We start from the raw sequence: 19,733 nt of genomic DNA on the forward strand, positions 1-19,733 counted from the left end.
CCGGGTTCCATTGATCCCGACGCCGTTTCGTTTGATCGGTGGAGAAAGCAGCTTTAGCGGCCCTTGGCCTGGCGCCAGCGGGCGAAATCCGTCTTGGTCTCCTCCCTGGTCGCCGGATAGAGGCCGATGATCGAGCGGCCGCTCAGGACTTCCTCGGTGACGAAATCCTCGAATGCGGTCATCTCGACCACCTCGTCGGCGATCTCGTCGGCGATGCCGGCCGGAACGATAACAACGCCTTCATTGTCGCCGACAACCACGTCGCCCGGCCAGACTGCGACGTCGCCGCAGCCGATCGGCACGTTGATATCGAGCGCCTGATGGAGCGTCAGGTTGGTTGGGGCGGAGGGGCGGTTATGATAGGCGCGGATGCCGAGTTCGGCAATTTCGGGACTATCGCGAAATCCGCCATCGGTGACGACGCCGACGACGCCGCGTACCATCAGGCGCGACACGAGGATGGAACCGGCGGAGGCGGCTCGGGGATCCCTGCGGCTGTCCATGACCATCACATGGCCGGCCGGGCACTGCTCGACGGCGGCGCGCTGCGGATGCAGCGGGTTCTGGAACACCGAAAGCGGGTTGAGGTCCTCACGTGCCGGAATGTAACGCAGGGTGAAGGCTTGGCCGACCATGTTCTGCTGCTTATGGGAAAGCGGCCGGACATCCTGGATGAACTGATTGCGCAGTCCACGCTTGAAGAGCGCGGTGCAGATCGTCGCGCAGCTGATGCCCTCGTATTTCTTGCGCGTGGTCTCGGAAAGAACGTAGTCGGTCATGGGGTCTCCACTCAGAAAATGTCGGGCTCGCCGGCGGTCGCGCCGAATTGCCGTTCGAGGAAATCGAAATCGCAGCCTTCGTTGGCCTGCTTGATGTGCTTTGAGAACATCCAGCCATAACCGCGTTCATATTTATCGGCCGGGGCCACCCATTCGGCGCGGCGTTTGGCAAGCGTCTCTTCGTCCACCAGCATGTCGATCGAGCGGTTTGGCAGGTCGACGCGGATGATGTCGCCGGTGCGCACCAGCGACAGCGGCCCGCCGATATGGGCTTCCGGCGCCACATGCAGGATGCAGGCGCCGTAGCTGGTGCCGGACATGCGGGCATCGGAAATGCGTAGCATATCGCGAAAACCCTGTTTCAGGATCTTCTTCGGGATAGGAAGCATGCCCCATTCAGGCATGCCCGGGCCGCCCTTCGGGCCGGCATTGCGCAGAATCAGTACGTGATCGGCGGTGACGTCCAGATCGTCGCGGTCAATCATCGCCTTCATTTCGGGATAGCTGTCGAAGACGAGGGCAGGGCCTTCGTGAACCCGCAGCCGCGGTTCGCAGGCAGAGGGCTTCATGACGCAGCCGTCTGGCGCGAGGTTGCCCTTGAGGACCGCCAACGAACCTTCGTGATAGATCGGGTTCGACAAGGGGCGGATGACGTCGCTGTTGTAGACTTCGGCGCCTTTCAGCGTCTCGCCGAGCGGGAAACCGCTGACGGTCATTGCGTCGAGTTTCAGGAGATCCTTGATCTCCGACATCAGGGCGCGCAGGCCGCCGGCATAATAGAAGTCTTCCATCAGGTATTTGTCGCCGGTCGGACGAATGTTGGCAACAACAGGCGTCGTGCGTCCCGCCTTGTCGAGATCGTCCAGCGTCAGCGGCACGCCGGCGCGGCGGGCCATCGACAGGAGATGGACAACGGCATTGGTGGAACAGCCGGTCGCCATGGCGACGGTCGTGGCGTTGTGGACCGCGTCGGCCGTGATGATCTTGTCCGGAGTCAACTCATCCCAGACCATTTCGACGATCCGGCGGCCGCACCGCGTGCTCATGCGGATATGGTTGACGTCGGCGGCGGGAATGGAGCTTGCGCCGGGGAGGGTGAGGCCGAGCGCCTCGGCGATCGCGGTCATCGTGCTTGCGGTGCCGAAGGTCATGCAATGGCCGTAGGAACGGGCAATGCCTTCCTCGACGCCGGTCCATTGCTCTTCGGAAATCGTGCCGGCGCGGCGTTCGTCCCAGTATTTCCAGGCGTCCGAGCCGGAGCCCAGCCATTCGCCCTTGTAATTGCCGCGCAGCATCGGTCCGGCGGGCAGGAAGATCATCGGGAAACCAGCGCTGATGGCGCCCATGACGAGGGCAGGGGTGGTCTTGTCGCAGCCACCCATCAACACGGCCCCGTCGACCGGATGGGCGCGCAACAGCTCTTCCGTCTCCATGGCGAGAAAGTTACGGTAGAGCATGGAGGTCGGCTTCAGCGCGCTTTCGGAGAGCGACTGCACCGGCAGTTCCACCGGAAAGCCGCCTGCCTGAAGTACGCCGCGCTTCACATGCTCGACGCGGTCCTTGAAATGGGCGTGGCAGGCGTTGAGGTCAGACCAGGTATTGAGGATGGCGATGATCGGCTTTTTGCCCCAATCCTTCTCGTCATAACCCATCTGCATCATGCGGGAGCGATGTCCCGACGAACGAAGATCATCCGGCGCGAACCAGCGTGCGCTGCGGAGATTGGCTGCTTGCTTGGTCATGCTTGCTCTTCCAGAAATCCTGCCATCATTCCGGTGTCGATTATGTTTCGATCCGGGGACGGAGCTCCTCCCGCCCGGCATCAACTTAAACAGGCTTTGCGGAAATTGATATATCAAGTTTCAGATTTCTGCCTTGATATATCAAATTTCAGGTGGTAGATCAGCGCCATAAGCATGGAGGATATGAATGGGAGGTGACGACGCACTTCTGCCCGTGGAGCCGGTTTTTCTGAAAAGCCTGCGCGACCACGTCTATGGCCTAGTGCGCGACGCCATTCTTGCCGGCCGACTGAAGGGTGGCGAAAAGCTCAACGAGCGTCATCTCGCCAGTCAGCTTGGCATCAGCACGACGCCTCTGAAGGAGGCCTTGCGCGTACTCGAAGCCGAAGGTTTGGTACGATCGGAGCCCCGCCGTGGGATCTACATCACCTTCAATGCCGGCCAGGCGGAAGAGATGATGCTGGCGCGTGCCGCGCTCGAAAGCATGATCGCTCGCCAGGCCGCCAAGCGGGTGACGGATGAAGATATTGCCCTGATGTGCGAGCTCATCGTCGAGATGCGGGCCGGTCTCGAGACGGTGGATGTGCTGCAGTTCATCGCTCTCAACGAGCGCTTCCACAACGCCATCCATGAAGCATCTGGCTGCGGTTATCTGCGTCGCCTGCAGGGCGGCCAGAACATCTACACCCATGCGGCCCGTCTCAGCGTGCTGTCGGAGGAGCGGGAGCGCTTCCTGGCGGTCGAGGAACATCAGGCCATCGCCAACGCGATCGCCGCCCGCGAGCCGGATCTCGCCGAGCGGCTGATGCGCGACCACGTCATTCGCTCGGGCGAGAAACATCTTCTCCGGGTGTAGCAAGTCGGGAATGGGGGAAACGGACATGAATATCCGCGATTACAAGCGCGTCCTCACGGGCATTTCGGGCGTCCACGTGACTGCCTACGACAACCAGGGGACGATCGATCCTCACTTGACCGGCAAGATCATCCGCCGCATTGCCGACGCGGGCATTCACAATATCGTCTGCGGCGGCAATACCGGCGAGTTCTACAGCCTTCAGCATGAGGAAGTGCTTCGCCTGCAGGCTATCTGCGTCGCAGCTGTCGAGGGCAAGACAGTCGTCACCGCCGCAGCCGGCCGTTCGGTCGGCGAAGCGATTGCGACCGCCAAGTCGGCCAAGCGTGAAGGCGCTCAGGGAGTGATGGTCCATCACCCGCTCGATCCATTCGCCGCACCCTGCTCGCAGGCCGACTATTTCATCGCCATCGCCGAGGCTTCGGAACTGCCGCTCGTCGCCTATGTGCGGTCCAATGCAATGGCCGTCGACGATCTTGCCCGCATTGCCACCCATCCGAACATTGCCGGCGTCAAGTTCGCCTCGACCGACATGATGCTGTTTTCCGAATGCGTGCGGGCGACCGAGGGCACGGATGCGGTCTGGATCTGCGGTCTCGCCGAGGGCTGGGCGGCACCCTTTTACGCACTCGGCGCCAAGGGATTCACGTCCGGCCTCGTCAATATCGATCCGGCCCGGTCGCTGGCGATCTGGAATGCGCTCGAAGCGGGCGACTATGCCAGGACGCGGGCGCTGGTCGCCAAGATTGCAGGCTTCGAAACGTTGCGCACCAAGTTCAACAACGGTGCCAATGTCACGGTCGTCAAGGAGGCTTTGGCCTTGCGAGGCGAAAACCTCGGGCCGGTGCGTCTGCCGGGCCTGCCGGCGCTCGATGCCGCCGACCGCGATCGCCTCGAACAGATCTTAAAGGGCTGGGAACCTGTCGCCGCTTAAGCGTCGAAGGAGAGGCCTCGCGAATACCGGCGTTCCTGGCGCCGTTCACTGATCCCGCGCCGACGGATCACCCGCCGGCCCGTCCTTCGTTCATCCGGATAGACCCCATGAAAATCACAGCGCTCGAAACCGTCCAACTTCCCAGCCTGAACAATATCATCTGGCTTCGCATCCATACGGACGAAGGGATCATTGGCCTTGGCGAGACCTTTCGCGGGGCGGATGCCGTCGCGACCTACCTGCATGCGGAAGTCGCGCCGGCGCTGATCGGTAAGAACCCGCTGGAGATCGATCGGATTTCCAAACAGCTGACAGAAACCTATGTGGGCTTCCGTTCCTCGGGCGTCGAAATCCGCGCGGCATCCGCCGTCGATATCGCGCTCTGGGACATTCTCGGCAAGGTCACGAACCAGCCGATCCACCAGCTTCTCGGCGGCCTTTCGCGGCCATCGATCCGCACCTACAACACCTGCGCCGGTTATTCCTACAACAGCCGCGGCTCGCGCCGCTATATCGGCGACGCCGACAAGCCTCAAGGCCCCTATGACGATCAGGTCGCCTTCACCAACGATGCGGGGGCGCTTGCCGAAAGCCTGCTGTCCGAAGGTATCACCGCCATGAAGATCTGGCCGCTCGATCCGTTCGCGGTCGCCAGCGGCGGCAATTTCATTCATCGGGATGACCTCGAAAAAGGGCTCGAGCCGTTCCGCAAGATTCGCGACGCGGTCGGCAACAAGATGGAAGTGATGGTCGAGCTGCATTCGATGTGGGATTTGCCGTCGGCGCTGGCGATTGCCCGCGAGATCAAGGAATTCCGCCCCTTCTGGATGGAGGACCCGATCAAGATGCAGGATACGGAAGCGCTGGTGATCTATGCGGAGCGCTCGGGCCTGCCGGTCTGCGCCAGCGAGACGCTGGCAACCCGTGCCCAGTTCGTCGAACTGCTGCGCAAGAATGCCGTCGACTACGCCATGCTCGACATTTCCTGGTGCGGTGGTTTGAGCGAGGCGAAGAAGATCGCCACGATGGCGGAGGCATTCCAGCGGCCGATCGCGCCGCATGACTGCACCGGCCCGGTCGTGTTCACCGCCTCGATCCATCTGGCGCTCAACGCGCCGAACGCAGTCTTCCAAGAGTCGGTACGCGCCTATTACTCGACTTGGTACCGCGATCTCGTCACAGTCATGCCGCGTATCGAAAACGGCCAGATCTATCCGTTCGAAGGAGCGGGCCTCGGGCTGGAACTCAGCGATTACGTGCTCGACAATCCCGACGTCATCCGCCGCACCACCAAGGTCGGCGACCTGTGATGCGTTTCGAACCGGTCGGTCGCCTCAGTCTCGGGCTTGGCGAAGGCCCGGTCTGGGACGAAAGACGCAATCTCGTCTTTCTCTGCGACATCCCGACCGGCCGGCTGCTGGCGATCCGGCTCGGCGAGGGCCAGGTCGACGAGTGGGTTCTCGGTACCAATGTCTGTTCGCTCGGGCTTTGTGAAAGCGGCCGGCTGGTCGTGTCGCTGATGCGTGAGATTATTCTCTTCGACCCGGAGACCGGGGAGCGTCAGACGCTCGCGCATCTCGACGGCGAGCTTGAGACCAATCGGCTCAATGATGGCAAAGTGGGACCGGACGGCGCCTTCTGGGTCGGCACGACCGACCAGCGGCCGGAGCGGCAGCCGGTCTGTTCGCTTTACCGCATCGGTGCGGACGGCAAGTTTGCCGTCAAGAAGAGCGGGCTTTTGATCTCGAACGGGCTCGCCTGGTCGCCGGACGGCACGAGCATGTATCACTCGGATTCGGGCGGCCAGTGGATCGAGCGGCATGATTTCGACGTGGCTACGGGCGAGATCGGCGAAGGCGTCCGGATCGCCATGCCCGGCGAAGCGGATGGGCGGCCGGATGGCGGCGCGACCGATGCCGACGGCTTCTACTGGAGTGCCGGCGTTTCGGCCGGATATCTCAACCGCTATTCGCCGGAGGGCGTGGTGGTCGGCAAATATCCGCTGCCGGTGGCGACGCCGACCATGCCGTGTTTCTGCGGCCCTGATCTCAAGACGCTGCTCGTCACGTCGCACCGCTATCTTTCGCCGGAGAGGCTGGAGGCTTATCCCTTGAGCGGCGCGGTGCTGGTCGCATCCTCGCCGGTCGCCGGGGTGCCGGTCGCACGTATGAAAGGATTTTGACATGGATTTCGACAAGGCCAACAAGATCGATGACTGACGTATCCATTTACACGCTCGAGGCTGACCGTTGCGAACTGGTTGTCGATGCCGGCCACGGAGCCAGCCTCACCTCCTTCCGGTGGCGAAAGCCGGATGGTGACTGGTTCGAGATCCTGCATGCCTGCCCGCCGGCGCAGGTCGCATTGACCGGTGGCTCTTTCATCATGGCACCGTTCGCCAACCGGCTGGATGGAGGCCGCTTCCTGAACGCCGACGGACCGGTCGAGGTCCCGCTCAACCGGCCGGAACAGAACATGGCGCTGCACGGATTTTCCCGCGACAGGGCCTGGCAGGTTATCGAGGTCACCGAAAACACGCTGACCCTGGCCGACGACTTTACCGGCGAGGCGATCCCCTTCGCCTATCGGCTGGTGCAGCATATCTCGATCGGGCCGGGTGGCGCCGAACTGTCGTTGACACTGACCAACACTGCGAACCGCACGCTTCCCTATGGCATGGGTTTTCATCCCTGGTTCCGCAAGGAGGATGAAACCTGGCTGAACTTCGACGCCAAGATCGGTTTTGGCCGTGATCAACGGGGTTTGCCGACCGAGGCCGTTCCAGCCAGTAGGGGGGGCGACTTCGCCGACGGTCTCGATACGTCGAAGATGCCGTGGTTCGACGGGCATTTTTCGGAATGGGCACCACGCCGGGCAGTCCTCGAGTGGCGACGGGCCGGGGTCAGCATGACGCTTTCGGCGACCGGAGCCCTGACCAACCTGCATGTCTACGTGCCCGACGATCGGCCCATTCTCTGCGTCGAACCCGTCAGCCACGTGCCCGACGTCCACAATCGACGGGAACTGGCGCGATACGGCGACCTTGAATGGTTGGCACCTGGAGAAACTATCGCGGGGTCCATGGTTCTTCGGTTCTCCTAGGCGGAAGAAGACACCATCATTTCTGTTCTTGCTGCGGATCTTGTGAGCTAGACCGTTCGGCGGATAAAAATGCACCGCACAAAATATTTGTTGGATGCGCCCTTCCAGAACTCGCACATTGCATAAGTCGCCCTACATAACAGTGGCTTTTATGTGTTCCAGGCCAAGTCAAACGAGGTGGTGACTGGCGATCCGGAGGGAAATTCTGTCATGTCTTTGAAGAAAATGCTTTTGGGCATAGCTTTTGCGCTAGGCGTCTCGGCCACCATGGCGAATGCCCAGGTCGTGGTCTCGTCCAAGATCGATACCGAAGGCGGGGTGCTGGGCAATATCATCCTTGCCATGCTGAAGGCGAACAACATCCAGACCACCGATCGTATCCAGCTCGGAGCGACGCCTGTGGTGCGCAAGGCGATCACCGCCGGCGAGATCGACATCTATCCGGAATATACCGGCAACGGCGCCTTCTTCTTCGAAAAGGGCGATGATCCGGCCTGGAAGAACCCGCAAAAGGCCTATGAAGCGGTCAAGAAGCTCGATTACGACGCCAACAAGATCGTCTGGCTGACGCCGTCTTCGGCCAACAACACCTGGGCAATCGCGGTGCGCAAGGATGTCGCGGACGCCAACAAGCTGAAGACGCTGACCGATTTCGGCAAATATGTCGCCGGCGGCGGCAAGATCGTGCTGGCGGCGTCGTCCGAGTTCGTCAATTCGGCCGCAGCCCTGCCTGCCTTCCAGACCACCTACGGCTTTAAGCTGAAACCCGACCAGCTGATCACGCTCTCGGGCGGTGATACGGCTGCGACCATCGGTGCGGCCGCCAACCAGACCAACAATGCCAATGCCGCCATGGTCTACGGCACCGACGGCGGCATCGCGCCTTCTGGGCTCGTTGTTCTCGAAGACGACAAGGGCGTTCAGCCGGTCTATCAGCCGACCCCGATCATCCGCGAGGCAGTGCTCAAAAAGAACCCGACCATCGAGGCGGTGCTGAAGCCGGTCTTCGCCAAGCTCGACCTCGTCACGCTGCAGGACCTTAACGGTCGCGTGCAGGTGGGCGGCGAACCGGCCAAGGCGGTTGCCGAGGATTTCCTCAAGAAGAACGGTTTCCTGAAGTAATTCCTTTTCGGACCGGTTTCGTGTCAACATGGGCCGGGCGTTGGACGCCCGGCTTTTTCATCGATCATAGGGTCGGTTTATGAGGGGCATGGGTCGGTTTGAGAGTTCGGTTCGATAAGCTCGGCATCGTCATCGCCCTTCTAGCCGCCTACGGCGCGCTCTGGGCGTCGTTTGCGACGCTCAAGCCCAATCGGATAGTACAGGGCCAGGCGCAGGCGATGCTTCAGTCGCTGCCGGCTTGGGCGGGTTGGGGCCTTGTCATTGTCCTTGTTCTTGCAATCGCCGCGGCACTCTTTCGCACTTCCCCCTGGATCAAGCTCCTTGCAGCCGTCGTGGCGCTGGCGGCACTGACGCTTTCGATCGGATACGCGGCGACTTTCCTGACGCCGGCCGGCAATAGCTATGCCCGCGTCTCACCCGCCTCGGGCTTCTGGATCCTGCTGTTCGCCTTTGCGCTTCTGGCTGCCGATGCGATCACGCGGCTCGATCCGCCGCCGGCGATGCGGGTCCTGTTTCTGGTCCTGGCGGCGGCTGCGATCGGCGGGCTGCTGATGTCGGGAAGCTGGAACGGGCTGTCGATCATGAAGGAATATGCGGGCCGCGCCGACGTCTTCTGGATCGAAGCGGGCAAGCATGTTGAACTGGCGCTGGGTTCGCTGTTTGCCGCAGTCCTGGTCGGGTCGCCGCTCGGCATCCTCTGTCATCGGGTGGCACCGCTTCGGGATGGCGTGCTCAACACGCTGAACCTCGTCCAGACCATCCCGTCGATCGCGCTTTTCGGCCTGTTGATCGCGCCGCTTGGCTGGATCGCCGCCAATGTGCCGGGGGCTGCGGCGATCGGCATCCGCGGCATTGGGGTGGCGCCTGCCTTTGTCGCGCTGTTTCTCTATTCACTGCTGCCTGTCGTCGCCAACACCGTCGTCGGGCTTGCAGGCGTGCCGCGCGCGGCAAACGACGCTGCCCGCGGCATCGGCATGACCGGCCGGCAGCGGCTGTTCAAGATCGAGTTCCCACTGGCGCTGCCGGTGATCCTGACCGCGATCCGCATCGTGCTCGTCCAGAATATCGGCATGGCGACGATTGCCGCGCTGATCGGCGGCGGCGGTTTCGGCGTCTTCGTCTTCCAGGGCATCGGCCAGACAGCGATGGACCTTGTCCTGCTTGGCGCCGTGCCGACTGTGGCGCTCGCCTTTGCCTCGGCCGTCGTCCTCGACGCGCTGATCGAGATGAACTCCCGCGTCCCCAACGGAGCCAGATCCGCATGATCGAGATCGACGCCATTACCAAGCGCTATGACGGTATCGCCGTCGTCGACAATGTCTCGATGGTGATCGAGCCGCGCACCGTCACGGTCGTCGTCGGCACGTCCGGTTCCGGCAAGACGACGCTGATCCGGATGATCAACCGGCTGGTGGAGGCAACCGAAGGGGCCATCCGGCTTGACGGTGAGGACAACCGGTCCATCGCGGGCTACGAGTTACGGCGCCGGATCGGTTACGCCATCCAGGGCCATGGGCTTTTCCCGCACCGGACGGTGGCGCAGAACATTGCGACGGTGCCCGGCCTGCTCGGCTGGACGAAGGCCCGCACCGACGCCAAGGTCGAGGAATTGCTGACGCTCTTCCAGCTCGAGCCGAAGACGTTCGGGCCACGTTATCCGCATGAACTCTCAGGCGGCCAGCAGCAGCGCGTCGGGGTGGCGCGGGCGCTTGCGGCCGAACCGAACGTGCTGTTGATGGACGAGCCCTTCGGGGCGCTCGATCCGATCATCCGCGCCAAGGCGCAGGACGATCTGCTGGCGATCCAGAAACATTTCGCCACAACGATCGTCCTGGTGACCCATGACATGAATGAGGCATTCCATCTCGCCGACAAGATTGCCGTGATGGACAAGGGCAGGGTGGTGCAATATGGGCCGCCGGCCGAACTCGTCCGTGCACCGGCAACGCCGTTCGTCGAGACGCTGATCGGTGATGCGGAACGGCCGTTCCGGCTGCTTTCGATTGCAAAGGCTGGCGCTGCGGCAGAGCCGGGCGAGGCGGAAGGCGAGCCGATCCGCGAGGACAGGAGCCAGCAGGAGGCGCTTGCCGATCTCATCTGGAGCGGCCGCGATGCGCTTCCGGTCATCTCCAGGAGCGGCGCTCCGATGGGGCGGGTGACGCTCGACGCGATCCTCAAGCGCGCCGCGAGGCCACGATGAGGGCTTGGGTGCCGACCATCCTGCGCAGCCTTCTGCTTCTCGTGCTGATCGCCTTCCTGGTCTCGCCGGAAAATTTTGAGCCGCTGCTGAAGCCGCTCGTGCAGCCGAACGCACCGGCGATCTACAATCAGGGCAGCCTGCTCAGCCTGACGATCCTGCACCTGCGGACGGTCTTGATCGCGACGTTGGCGGCGACGATCATCGCCGTGCTTCTGGCGATCCTCGTTACCCGGCCGTTCGGGGTGGAGTTCCTGGCGCTTTCCCGAAGCCTCGTCAATATCGGCCAGACGTTTCCGCCGGTCGCTGTTCTGGCGCTTGCCGTGCCGGCTGTCGGTTTCGGCGAGAAGCCGACGCTGATCGCGCTGTTTCTCTATGGACTTCTGCCGATCTTTGAAAACACGCTGACGGCGCTCACCAATCTGCCGCGGTCTGTGATGGAGGCGGCGCGTGGTTCCGGCATGACCCCTTTCCAGCGGCTCATTCAGGTCGAGTTGCCGCTGTCCTTGCCGGTGGTTGTCGCGGGCATCAGGCTTTCAGTGGTGATCAGTCTCGCCACCGCGACGATCGGTTCGACGGTAGCGGCAAAGACCCTCGGCGAAGTGATCATTGCCGGACTGCAATCCAACAATCTCGCCTTCGTGCTGCAGGGCGGGCTGATCGTCGGCGCGCTGGCCGTGTTGATCTATGATGGGCTCTCGGCCATCGAGGCCATGATCGCCCGCCGGACGGGTGCGGCCTAACCGTGGCTGGAATCGGTCGGCACGACCGGTTCGACATCCTGTTTCAGGTTGCCGCGGTGGAAGATGAACAGCCCGGCGATGACGATGATGCCGGCGCCCGTCAGCGTCTGGACATCCGGGAAATCGCCGAAGAAAATCCAGCCGAGCACGATCGCCCAGAGCAGCAGCGTATATTGCAGCGGCGCCAGCACCGAGGCCGGCGCCAGTTTCAGCGAGCGGGTGATCAGCAGATGCGCGCCGCAGGAGACGATGCCGAGCAGCAGAAGGGCCAGCAGTTCTCCGGTATTGAACGGGCTCCAGTTGCCGACGGTCAGGAACGCGCCGGCCACGAGGCATGCAAGGGTCTGCCAGGTGACGAGGGTCGCATCCGGGGTCGAGCGCAGCGTGCGGTTCAGCACCAGCGTCAGTGCGAAGGAAAGACTGCCGATCAGCCCGAAAATCGACGGCAATGACAGCATTTCCGAGGAGGGACGTAGCGCGATCACCACGCCGATGAAGCCGATCAGGACGGCGAGCCAGCGCCGCCAGCCGATGCGCTCGCCGAGCAGGAAATGCGACAGGGCGGCCACGTAGATCGGGCCGGCCATGTAGAAGGTCATGACGTCGGCGAGTGGCATGTAGGCGACGGCGGCGTAGAAGAGGCCGGTGTCTGCGGTCGCCAGAACGATGCGCAGCACATGCAGCGATGGCTTCTCGACCTTGTAGAGCGCCGAAATCGGCTGGCGGGCGAGCATCGGGCCGAGCACGAAAAAGGCGCCGATCGACCGGATCAGCAGGACCTGTCCAACCGAAAAGCTCGCCACCAGCCATTTGCCCATGGCGTCATTCAAGGCGAACATGAAGTCGCCGAGCAGCATCAGCAGTATGCCTGCCATTACCGCATTGCTCGCTATCGCCGAGACCGCTCTCTTGTTCATGCTGCGCGAGCGCTCCCGACTCTGATCCTGCAATTTGAAAGTGCGGACTTACCCGGCGAGCCTGCCACCTTGCAAGGGCCTTGGTGCACCGGTGGTTGTGGGAAAACTGATCGGCAGGCCGCGCAACACGCGTACCGCGAGGAACGCGAAGCACTCGGCCTCGACCGCATCGCCGCGCCAGCCGAGCGTATCGGCGGAAACGGCCTTCACGCCGGCACGGCTTTCGAGCATCGACATGATCGTCGGGTTGTGACGGCCGCCGCCGCTGACGATCAGCCGCTTTGGCCGGTGCGGCAGCAGATCGAGCGCCTTGCCGACTGCAGATGCGGTGAAGGCCGAAAGCGTTGCCGCGCCGGTGGCGTCGTCGAGACCGTCCGCCATGGCGGCGGTGAAGTCGAAACGATCGAGCGATTTGGGATAGGGCGCCGTGAGATAGGGATGCTCGAGAAGCTTTGCGAGGCGTTCCTCGTCGACCTTTCCGGAGGCGCCGAGCGCGCCGTTGCGGTCCATCTCGCCAAGGCCGCGTGCCTTGATGAAGTCGTTGAGCGGCGCATTGGCCGGGCCGGTATCGAAGGCGATCATCAGATCCCTGCCATCCCACCAGGTGATGTTGGCGACGCCGCCGAGATTGAGCACGGCCGTATCGCCGCTGGTATCGACGCCGCGCAGCAGAGCCGAATGATAGGCGGCGGCAAGCGGCGCGCCCTGGCCACCCGCCCGCACGTCCGCCGAGCGGAAATCGTAGGCGACCCTGGTGCCGAGGATCGAGGCCATCTGCTCGCCATCGCCGAGCTGGCGGGTGTCGCCGAGCCTGTCTTTGGTGGGTGCCCGGTGCAGCACGCTCTGGCCGTGGAAACCGACGATGCCGATATCGGCCATGGTCAGCCCCGTGCTTTCGACCAGTTCCCTGACGGCGTAGGACTGCGCCTTTGTCAGCGCCTGTTCGGCCTCACGGAATATCGCCGGATCCGGTCCTTCGAAATTCCAGACGCGGGCCTGAGCGAGCGTCTCCTCCAGGAGGGTGCGGATTTCCGGCGGGTAGGGGGCGAGCGTATAGGCGCCGAAAGTGTCGATCGTCTCGCCGTCCGTCTTCAGGAGCGCCACGTCGATATTGCCGTCGAGGACGGTTCCGGTCATCAGGCCGACAGCCCAGATTGGCTCCATGATCAGCTCCTCAGGTTTGGTTCACGAGATTGCAGACCGCCTGCCGCAGGGCCAGGATGCCGCTGTCGAAATGGCGGGTCGGATGGATGCGGTTGGTGAGCAGGGTCACGGCACGGCCCCTGTCGAAATCGATCAGCAAGCTTGTGCCGGTAAAGCCCGTATGGCCGATCGTTCCGGGGTTGCACAGGTTTCCGCCCCACCAGTCGGCATAGGGATGCTCCCAGCCATGGGTCCGCCTGTTCGAGAGCGGCGCGCGCATCAGCGCGATCGCATTCCCGGACGCGCCGGTGCCGTCGAGCAGGCTTTCGGCGAAGTCCAGAACCGACATCACCGTGCCGAACAGGCCCGCATGGCCGGAACCCTGCAGCGCCGCGCAATTTTCGTCGTGCGCTTCGCCCGACAGGATCCGCTGCCGCCAGGCGCAGTCTTCGGTGGCGGCGGAATTTTCCGGATCGGCAGACCAGGCGAAGCCCGGGCCGGGGTCGAGGTCGCGGATCGTCTTCTTCGCCAGCCGTTCGAGCGCAAAGCCGAGCAGGATGAAGTTGATGTCGGAATAGACCGGCGGACCGGCTTTCCATTCCCGCTGCAGGATAAAGGCGCGGAGCAGGTCCGGATCGCGGCCGTAGGTGTAGATCGGCTCGACACCCGGGAACGGCGTCTGGTGGCCGAGGCACTGTCGGAAGGTGATCTTCCGCTCCCAGGCCTCTGCGTTGTATTGGCGCAGGTCCGGCAGCAGGGTGGTGAGCGGCGCGTCGAGATCGATCGTGCCGTCGTCGGCGAGCTTCAGGATGCGCGTCGTGGTGAAGATCACCTTGGTGAGCGAGGCGAGATCGAACCAGGTGTCCACGGTCATCGGACGTTCAATCGGAACGACTTGCGCCGAGCCGACGGCGCGGGTCATGCGCCCGTGTTTCAGGTCGACGATGCCAAGCACGCCGCCCGGAATTCGCTTGTCGGTGGCGGATTTTTCGAGCGGGGCGAAGGCCCGCCCGAAAACGGCGGCAAATTCGGGACTGGCGGAGGTTTTGTCTTCCATATCGTTACATCCTCAGGCTTCCGCCCGCGCCCGGTGATCCGGCCCACAGGTCTGCCATTCGGCGGGCGGCGGCTCGAAACCCGGTGGCCGAACCAGAGACGGGACCTGGCGCGTATCGAGTTCGAAATGCTGGTTGCGGCGCTCGATGCTCGGCACGGCGGAAATGAGCCGCTTAGTGTAGGAATGCTGCGGGTTGGACAAAATCGAGGCAGCATTGCCGATCTCGACGATCTGGCCCGCATAAAGCACGGCGATGCGGTGGGCGATACGCTCGACGACCGCCATGTCGTGCGACACGAAAAGATAGGCGAGGCCATATTCGTGCTGCAGGTCGACCAGCAGTTCCAGCACCTTGGCCTGGACCGAGACGTCTAGCGCCGAGACAGCCTCGTCGAGCACGACGATCGACGGATTGAGCATCAGCGCGCGGGCGATGCAGAGGCGCTGGCGCTGGCCGCCGGAGAACTCGTGCGGGTAGCGCAGCAGGCTGTTTTCGGGCAGGCCGACGCGCTTCAGCAGCGCCACCATTTTCGCCCGCGTTCCGGTGTCGATCCGGCCACCGGCGGCGATCACCGGTTCGGCGAGGATGCTGTCGATCCGCAGGCGCGGATTGAGCGAGGCGTAGGGGTTCTGGAAGACCATCTGCACGGACGGGTCGCTGCCGTCCACGATCGCTCCGTTGTTGGCGGAAAAGCTGCCGCGCGTCGGCTTCACGAGCCCCAGGATGGCGCGAGCGGTGGTCGACTTGCCGGAACCGCTTTCGCCGACGATCGCCAGCGTTTCGCCCGGCATCAGGTCGAAGCCGACATTCTCGACCGCATGGACCGAGCCGGGCGAACGGCTGAGAATGCTGCCGGCGACCTTGAAGCGCACCGTCAGGCCATCGACCGTCAGCGCGGGCGCGATCGCCTCGGATTGCGTGCGGTTGAAATCCGAACGGGCGGCGCGGCCGGATTCGAAATGCGGCACGGCGCTCAGGAGGTGCTGAGTATAGGGATGTTTCGGCTGGTCGAGGACGTCGCCGAGCGGTCCCTGCTCGACCGCTTCGCCGGCCTGCATGACCATGACCTTGTCGGCAATGCCGGCAACGAGGCCGATGTCATGGGTGATGAAGATCATCCCCATGTCGGTCTCACGCTTCAATTCGCCGAGCAGCGCCATGATCTGGGCCTGGACGGTCACGTCGAGCGCGGTCGTCGGCTCGTCGGCAATCAGCAGGCGCGGATTGCAGGCGAGCGCCATGGCGATCATGACGCGCTGGAGCATGCCGCCGGAAAGCTGGTTCGGCGTGTATTTGAGGCGCCGCGCGGCATCCGGGATGCGCACCCGATCGAGCGCGTCCTTGGCGGCAGTCGTCGCCTGACGCCCCGTCAGGCCGCGATGCAGGCGAAACGATTCCTCGATCTGGCGGCCGATCGTCAGCACCGGGTTCAGCGAGGTCATCGGCTCCTGGAAGATCATGCCGATCTCGGAACCGCGGATTTTTTCGAGCACAGGCTCTTCAGCCTTGGTGATGTCGAGCACGCTGCCATCGGCGCGTTTCAGCGTGATCGAACCGCCGATGATCCGGCCGCCGCCGAAATCGACAAGACGGTTGATGGAGAGCGCCGTGACCGATTTGCCGGAGCCGCTTTCGCCGACGATCGCCAACGTCTCGCCGGCGTCGAGGTCGAAGCTGACGCCCTTGACGATCTCGTTCTGCTTCGGATCACGCCCGAAGCCCACACGCAGACCGGATACCGAGAGAAGCGATGTCATGGCGCGGACCTCCGCGTCTTGGGGTCGAGGATGTCGCGCAAGGCGTCGCCGAGCAGGTTGAAGCCGAGAATGCTGATCATGATCGCGACCGCCGGGAAGATCAGCAGCCAGGGCGCGTTTTCCATCAGGTTGCGGCTGTCGGCGAGCATCAGCCCGAGAGAAGAGGCCGGCGGCTGGGTGCCGAGGCCGAGGAAGCTCAAGCCGGCCTCAGTCAGCAGCGACCAGGCGAGCGCCAGCGTCACCTGAACGGTCAGCGGTGCCACGAGGTTGAGGAGCAGATGCCGGGTCAGGATATAGCGCCGGCTGGAGCCGAAGGTGCGGGCAGCATCGACGAATTCGCGGGCCTTGATAGAAAGCGCCGGACCGCGCACGACGCGAGTGAAGATCGGCGTGTAGACGATGGCGATCGCAGCCACGCTCGTCCAGGTGCCGGGGCCGACAACGGCGATGATCAGGAGCGCGAGCAGGATGGCTGGGAAGGCGAGCAGCACGTCCATGATGCGCATCACGAGGCCGTCCCAGGCCTTTCCGAACCAGGCGGCCGTGAGGCCGAGCACAGTTCCAGCAACCGTCGCGATCGCCACCGAGCAGAAGGCGACAAGGAAGGACTGGCCGATGCCGTTCATCAGCCGGCTTGCGACATCGCGGCCGAACAGGTCGGTGCCCATCCAGTAGGCCGCGTTCGGCGCATGCAGCCTGTCGATGCGGAACTGCTGCAGCGGATTGTGAGGCGTGATGCCGGACATGCCGAGTAGCGCAACGACCACATAGATCACGACGATCGTACCGCCGATCCTGCCGCTGGAATGGCTGAAAATTGCACGCAGCATCGACATCAGTTGCCTTCTCCGAGCCGGATGCGCGGATCAAGCGTCACATAGGCGAGGTCGACGAGCAGGTTGACCACCATGAAGTTGAAGGCAATGAACAGTACGCAGCCCTGCACCAGCGCATAATCGCGCTGCAGGATGGCTTCGAGCACCAGTCGCCCGAGGCCGGGAAGAGCGTAGATCTGCTCGACCAGCACGGCGCCGCCGAGCAGATAACCGAATTCGACGCCGCTGAGCGTAACGACCGGGATCAGTGCGTTCGGCAAGGCGTGGCGCCAGATGACGCTGCGTTTAGGCACGCCCTTGGAGCGGGCGGTGCGGACATAGTCATCGGAGAGGACATCGAGCATGGCGGAGCGGGAGATGCGGGTGACGGAGGCGGCGAAGGCGAAACCGAGCGTGATCGCCGGCAGGATCATCTGGCCGAGATTGCGCAAGGGGTCGGTGAGGAACGGCGTGAACTCGCCCATGGCCGGCAGGATGCCGAAACCGGCCGATAGTGCGTAGATGATCAGCAGGCCGACGACGAAATTGGGGGTCGATTGGCCGATCATCGCGAAGATGCGCACCGCCAGATCGGAGATTTTTTCGTTGCGGGTGGCGGCGAACACGCCGGCTGGCAGGCCGACGAGAAGGGCCACGCACATGGACATCAATGCGAGCTGCAGCGTCAGCGGAAAACGTTCGAGGATGATGGTGAGCGCCGGCTTGCCATGGATCACGGAAATGCCGAGATCGCCCTGGAGGACGCCGAGAAGCCAGCTCCAGTATTGCACCAGGATCGGCTTATCGATGCCAAAATAGGCCGAGAGCGCCGCCCTCTGTGCCGGCGTCAGAAGACCGGCTTCGGTGCCGAGCATCGCGGTGATCGCGTCACCCGGCACCAATCGAATTGCGACGAACACGAGGATGGAGACCCCGAGCATCACGAGCGGAAACGTCAACAGCCGTCGCGCCAGGTAACTCATTCGCCCACCAACCTCGTATCCGTCATCCTTTCGCGACTACTGCAACGTGACCTTGCTCAGGCCGAACAGCGAGCCTTCCGGCGTCGGCACGAAGCCCTGAACATTCTTCTGCTGTGCGGTGTAGCTGTAGGACGTGTAGAGCCAGGCCCAGGGGGCGACTTCGACGAGGTGCTTTTCGAAATCGGCGAAGATGACCTTGCGCTTGGCAGGGTCGGTCTCTACGCGGCCCTTCTGCATCAGGCTGTCGAGCGTGTCGTCGATGTAATTGGTGACCTTCTGCAGGTTGCCGGTCTTGGTCCAGTAGCGGTTGTACATGGAATAGGGATCGGCACGGCCGCCGTTCAGCGCCACCGCCATGTCAAAGTCGCCCTTCAGCCAGGCGTCGACATAGACGTTGAGCTCCATCATCTTGATGTTGAGCTTGACGCCGATTTCGGCGAGCTGGGACTGCAGGACCTGCGCTTCAGCGGCTGCGGTCGCAGGCTCGCCATTGGCGGCGATCACGGTCGCGGTGAAGCCGTTCGCAAAACCCGCCTCAGCCATCAGCTTCTTTGCCTTGGCGATATCCTGCTTGTAGCAGAACAGCGCGCTGGCATCGGACGTGTAGCCGGGCATGGTCAGCGGGCCGGTGACCTTGCCTTCGCCGACCGAAGCCGTGTCGAGCACGTCCTTGCGGTCGATGGCGCAGGAGATTGCCTGGCGCACGGCGAGAACGTCCATCGGCTTGCGGGACGGGTTCATCTGCAGGACGTGGTAGGCGAGAACCGGCGTGCGGTTGAGGACGAGGCTGGTTTCCTTCGGCACGAGGGTTGCGACCAGCGGATCGTTGATCAGCGCGAAGTCGACCTGCTTGGTGCGCAGCGCCGCAAGGATCGCGGTCTCGTCCGGCAGAACGCTGATGTCGATGCCGTCGATCGCGATCTTGCCGCCGGCCCAATCCTTGTTGGCGGAGAGCGTTTCCTTGGAATTCGGCTCCCACTTGTCGAGCTTAAATGGGCCGGTACCGAGCGCCTTGGTGCCAATCGTGCCGGCCGCGATTTCAGCCGCCGGTACGATGGCGGCGTTGATGCTCGCCATGGCGGTCAGAAGCGGTGCGTCCGGCTGCGACAGCTTGAAGACGACCGTCGCCTGGTCCGGGGTCTCGATCGAGGCGATCGACAGGAAGTTGGCGCGGGCGGCAGCGGCGGTCTTTTCGTCGAGAAGGCGTTCGAACGAGGCCTTCACGTCGGCGGCCGTTACCGGCTTGCCGTCCTGGAATTTTGCGTTCGGGTTAAGCTTGAAGGTCAGTTGCTTGGCGTCGGCTGCAAATTCCCAGGAGGCTGCGACGGCCGGGACGATCTGCAGGTCCTTGTCGAGGCGGACGAGCGGCTCATAGATCAGTTCCAGCAGGCGGATCGAGGAAAATGCGGTCTGCTTGTGCGGATCAAGGCCGGTCGCATCCTGCTTCCAGGCCATTTTCAGCGAAGCGGCTGATGCCGGCGAGGCGATTGCGGTCGCGCCGATAGCGACGGCCAGCGCAAGGCTGGACAGCAGTTTAGTCGAAAGATGTCTTCCCATTTTTATTCTCCCTCTTTTGATATCTGTT

The 19,733-nt window shown here is 63.2% G+C and carries 18 protein-coding genes; 9 read left to right on the forward strand and 9 right to left on the reverse strand.

Annotated elements, in window-relative coordinates; translation table 11 throughout:
- Nucleotides 1–53: 53 nt before the first annotated feature.
- On the reverse strand, nucleotides 54–779 hold the full coding sequence (locus MOV63_RS06700) for a ribonuclease activity regulator RraA (protein ID WP_247032837.1): 726 nt from the start codon (nucleotides 777–779) through the stop codon (nucleotides 54–56).
- 11 nt (nucleotides 780–790) lie between these two features.
- Nucleotides 791–2,521 carry an L-arabinonate dehydratase gene (gene araD / locus MOV63_RS06705; RefSeq protein ID WP_247032838.1) on the reverse strand — a complete coding sequence of 577 codons (1,731 nt, stop codon included), beginning with the start codon at nucleotides 2,519–2,521 and terminating at the stop codon, nucleotides 791–793.
- Between the two features lie 187 nt (nucleotides 2,522–2,708).
- Here araD and MOV63_RS06710 point away from each other — a divergent pair, with 187 nt between their 5' ends.
- The 9 genes from MOV63_RS06710 to MOV63_RS06750 all read left to right on the forward strand — a co-directional run bounded on the left by MOV63_RS06710 (nucleotide 2,709) and on the right by MOV63_RS06750 (nucleotide 11,475).
- Nucleotides 2,709–3,377 carry a GntR family transcriptional regulator gene (locus MOV63_RS06710; RefSeq protein ID WP_038543887.1) on the forward strand — a complete coding sequence of 223 codons (669 nt, stop codon included), beginning with the start codon at nucleotides 2,709–2,711 and terminating at the stop codon, nucleotides 3,375–3,377.
- A gap of 25 nt (nucleotides 3,378–3,402) precedes the next feature.
- Nucleotides 3,403–4,311, forward strand: coding sequence for a dihydrodipicolinate synthase family protein (locus MOV63_RS06715; protein ID WP_247032839.1), 909 nt, complete (start codon nucleotides 3,403–3,405; stop codon nucleotides 4,309–4,311).
- A 107-nt stretch (nucleotides 4,312–4,418) separates the two neighbouring features.
- A complete protein-coding gene (locus MOV63_RS06720; protein WP_247032840.1) occupies nucleotides 4,419–5,621 on the forward strand; it encodes a mandelate racemase/muconate lactonizing enzyme family protein in 1,203 nt (400 codons plus the stop codon).
- On the forward strand, nucleotides 5,621–6,493 hold the full coding sequence (locus MOV63_RS06725) for an SMP-30/gluconolactonase/LRE family protein (protein ID WP_247032841.1): 873 nt from the start codon (nucleotides 5,621–5,623) through the stop codon (nucleotides 6,491–6,493). Before MOV63_RS06720 ends, MOV63_RS06725 begins: the two co-directional genes overlap by 1 nt.
- Nucleotides 6,494–6,522: 29 nt before the next feature.
- The gene (locus MOV63_RS06730) at nucleotides 6,523–7,413 is read left to right on the forward strand and encodes a hypothetical protein (RefSeq protein WP_247032842.1); all 891 of its coding nucleotides are present in this window, start codon (nucleotides 6,523–6,525) and stop codon (nucleotides 7,411–7,413) included.
- 210 nt (nucleotides 7,414–7,623) lie between these two features.
- Nucleotides 7,624–8,535, forward strand: coding sequence for an ABC transporter substrate-binding protein (locus tag MOV63_RS06735; RefSeq protein WP_038543879.1), 912 nt, complete (start codon nucleotides 7,624–7,626; stop codon nucleotides 8,533–8,535).
- A gap of 98 nt (nucleotides 8,536–8,633) precedes the next feature.
- Complete coding sequence (locus MOV63_RS06740; protein WP_247032843.1) at nucleotides 8,634–9,800, forward strand: ABC transporter permease; 1,167 nt, start codon at nucleotides 8,634–8,636, stop codon at nucleotides 9,798–9,800.
- Entirely contained in the window at nucleotides 9,797–10,735 is a 939-nt protein-coding gene (locus MOV63_RS06745; RefSeq protein ID WP_247032844.1) for an ABC transporter ATP-binding protein, read from the forward strand. The genes MOV63_RS06740 and MOV63_RS06745 overlap by 4 nt, the downstream gene beginning before the upstream one ends.
- On the forward strand, nucleotides 10,732–11,475 hold the full coding sequence (locus MOV63_RS06750; RefSeq protein WP_247032845.1) for an ABC transporter permease: 744 nt from the start codon (nucleotides 10,732–10,734) through the stop codon (nucleotides 11,473–11,475). The genes MOV63_RS06745 and MOV63_RS06750 overlap by 4 nt, the downstream gene beginning before the upstream one ends.
- On the opposite strand, the gene MOV63_RS06755 is transcribed toward MOV63_RS06750, so the two are convergent.
- The 7 genes from MOV63_RS06755 to MOV63_RS06785 are packed head-to-tail and all read right to left on the reverse strand — an operon-like array spanning nucleotide 11,472 to nucleotide 19,705.
- Nucleotides 11,472–12,392 (reverse strand): DMT family transporter, encoded by a 921-nt coding sequence (locus MOV63_RS06755; RefSeq protein WP_247032846.1) that lies wholly within the window; start codon nucleotides 12,390–12,392, stop codon nucleotides 11,472–11,474. The genes MOV63_RS06750 and MOV63_RS06755 overlap by 4 nt on opposite strands.
- 48 nt (nucleotides 12,393–12,440) lie before the next feature.
- Nucleotides 12,441–13,556, reverse strand: coding sequence for an anhydro-N-acetylmuramic acid kinase (locus MOV63_RS06760; protein ID WP_247032847.1), 1,116 nt, complete (start codon nucleotides 13,554–13,556; stop codon nucleotides 12,441–12,443).
- Nucleotides 13,557–13,566: 10 nt separating this feature from the next.
- Nucleotides 13,567–14,592, reverse strand: a complete 1,026-nt coding sequence (locus MOV63_RS06765) for a serine hydrolase (protein ID WP_247032848.1) — start codon at nucleotides 14,590–14,592, stop codon at nucleotides 13,567–13,569.
- A gap of 12 nt (nucleotides 14,593–14,604) precedes the next feature.
- Nucleotides 14,605–16,350 carry an ABC transporter ATP-binding protein gene (locus tag MOV63_RS06770; RefSeq protein ID WP_247032849.1) on the reverse strand — a complete coding sequence of 582 codons (1,746 nt, stop codon included), beginning with the start codon at nucleotides 16,348–16,350 and terminating at the stop codon, nucleotides 14,605–14,607.
- A complete protein-coding gene (locus MOV63_RS06775; RefSeq protein WP_038543861.1) occupies nucleotides 16,347–17,186 on the reverse strand; it encodes an ABC transporter permease in 840 nt (279 codons plus the stop codon). Before MOV63_RS06775 ends, MOV63_RS06770 begins: the two co-directional genes overlap by 4 nt.
- On the reverse strand, nucleotides 17,186–18,148 hold the full coding sequence (locus MOV63_RS06780; RefSeq protein ID WP_247032850.1) for an ABC transporter permease: 963 nt from the start codon (nucleotides 18,146–18,148) through the stop codon (nucleotides 17,186–17,188). The genes MOV63_RS06775 and MOV63_RS06780 overlap by 1 nt, the downstream gene beginning before the upstream one ends.
- A gap of 36 nt (nucleotides 18,149–18,184) precedes the next feature.
- Nucleotides 18,185–19,705: an ABC transporter substrate-binding protein gene (locus MOV63_RS06785; RefSeq protein WP_247032851.1), complete on the reverse strand. Its 1,521-nt coding sequence runs from the start codon at nucleotides 19,703–19,705 to the stop codon at nucleotides 18,185–18,187.
- Nucleotides 19,706–19,733 lie beyond the last annotated feature (28 nt).

Source organism: Neorhizobium sp. SHOUNA12A (genome assembly GCF_023006505.1).
Taxonomy (GTDB): domain Bacteria; phylum Pseudomonadota; class Alphaproteobacteria; order Rhizobiales; family Rhizobiaceae; genus Neorhizobium.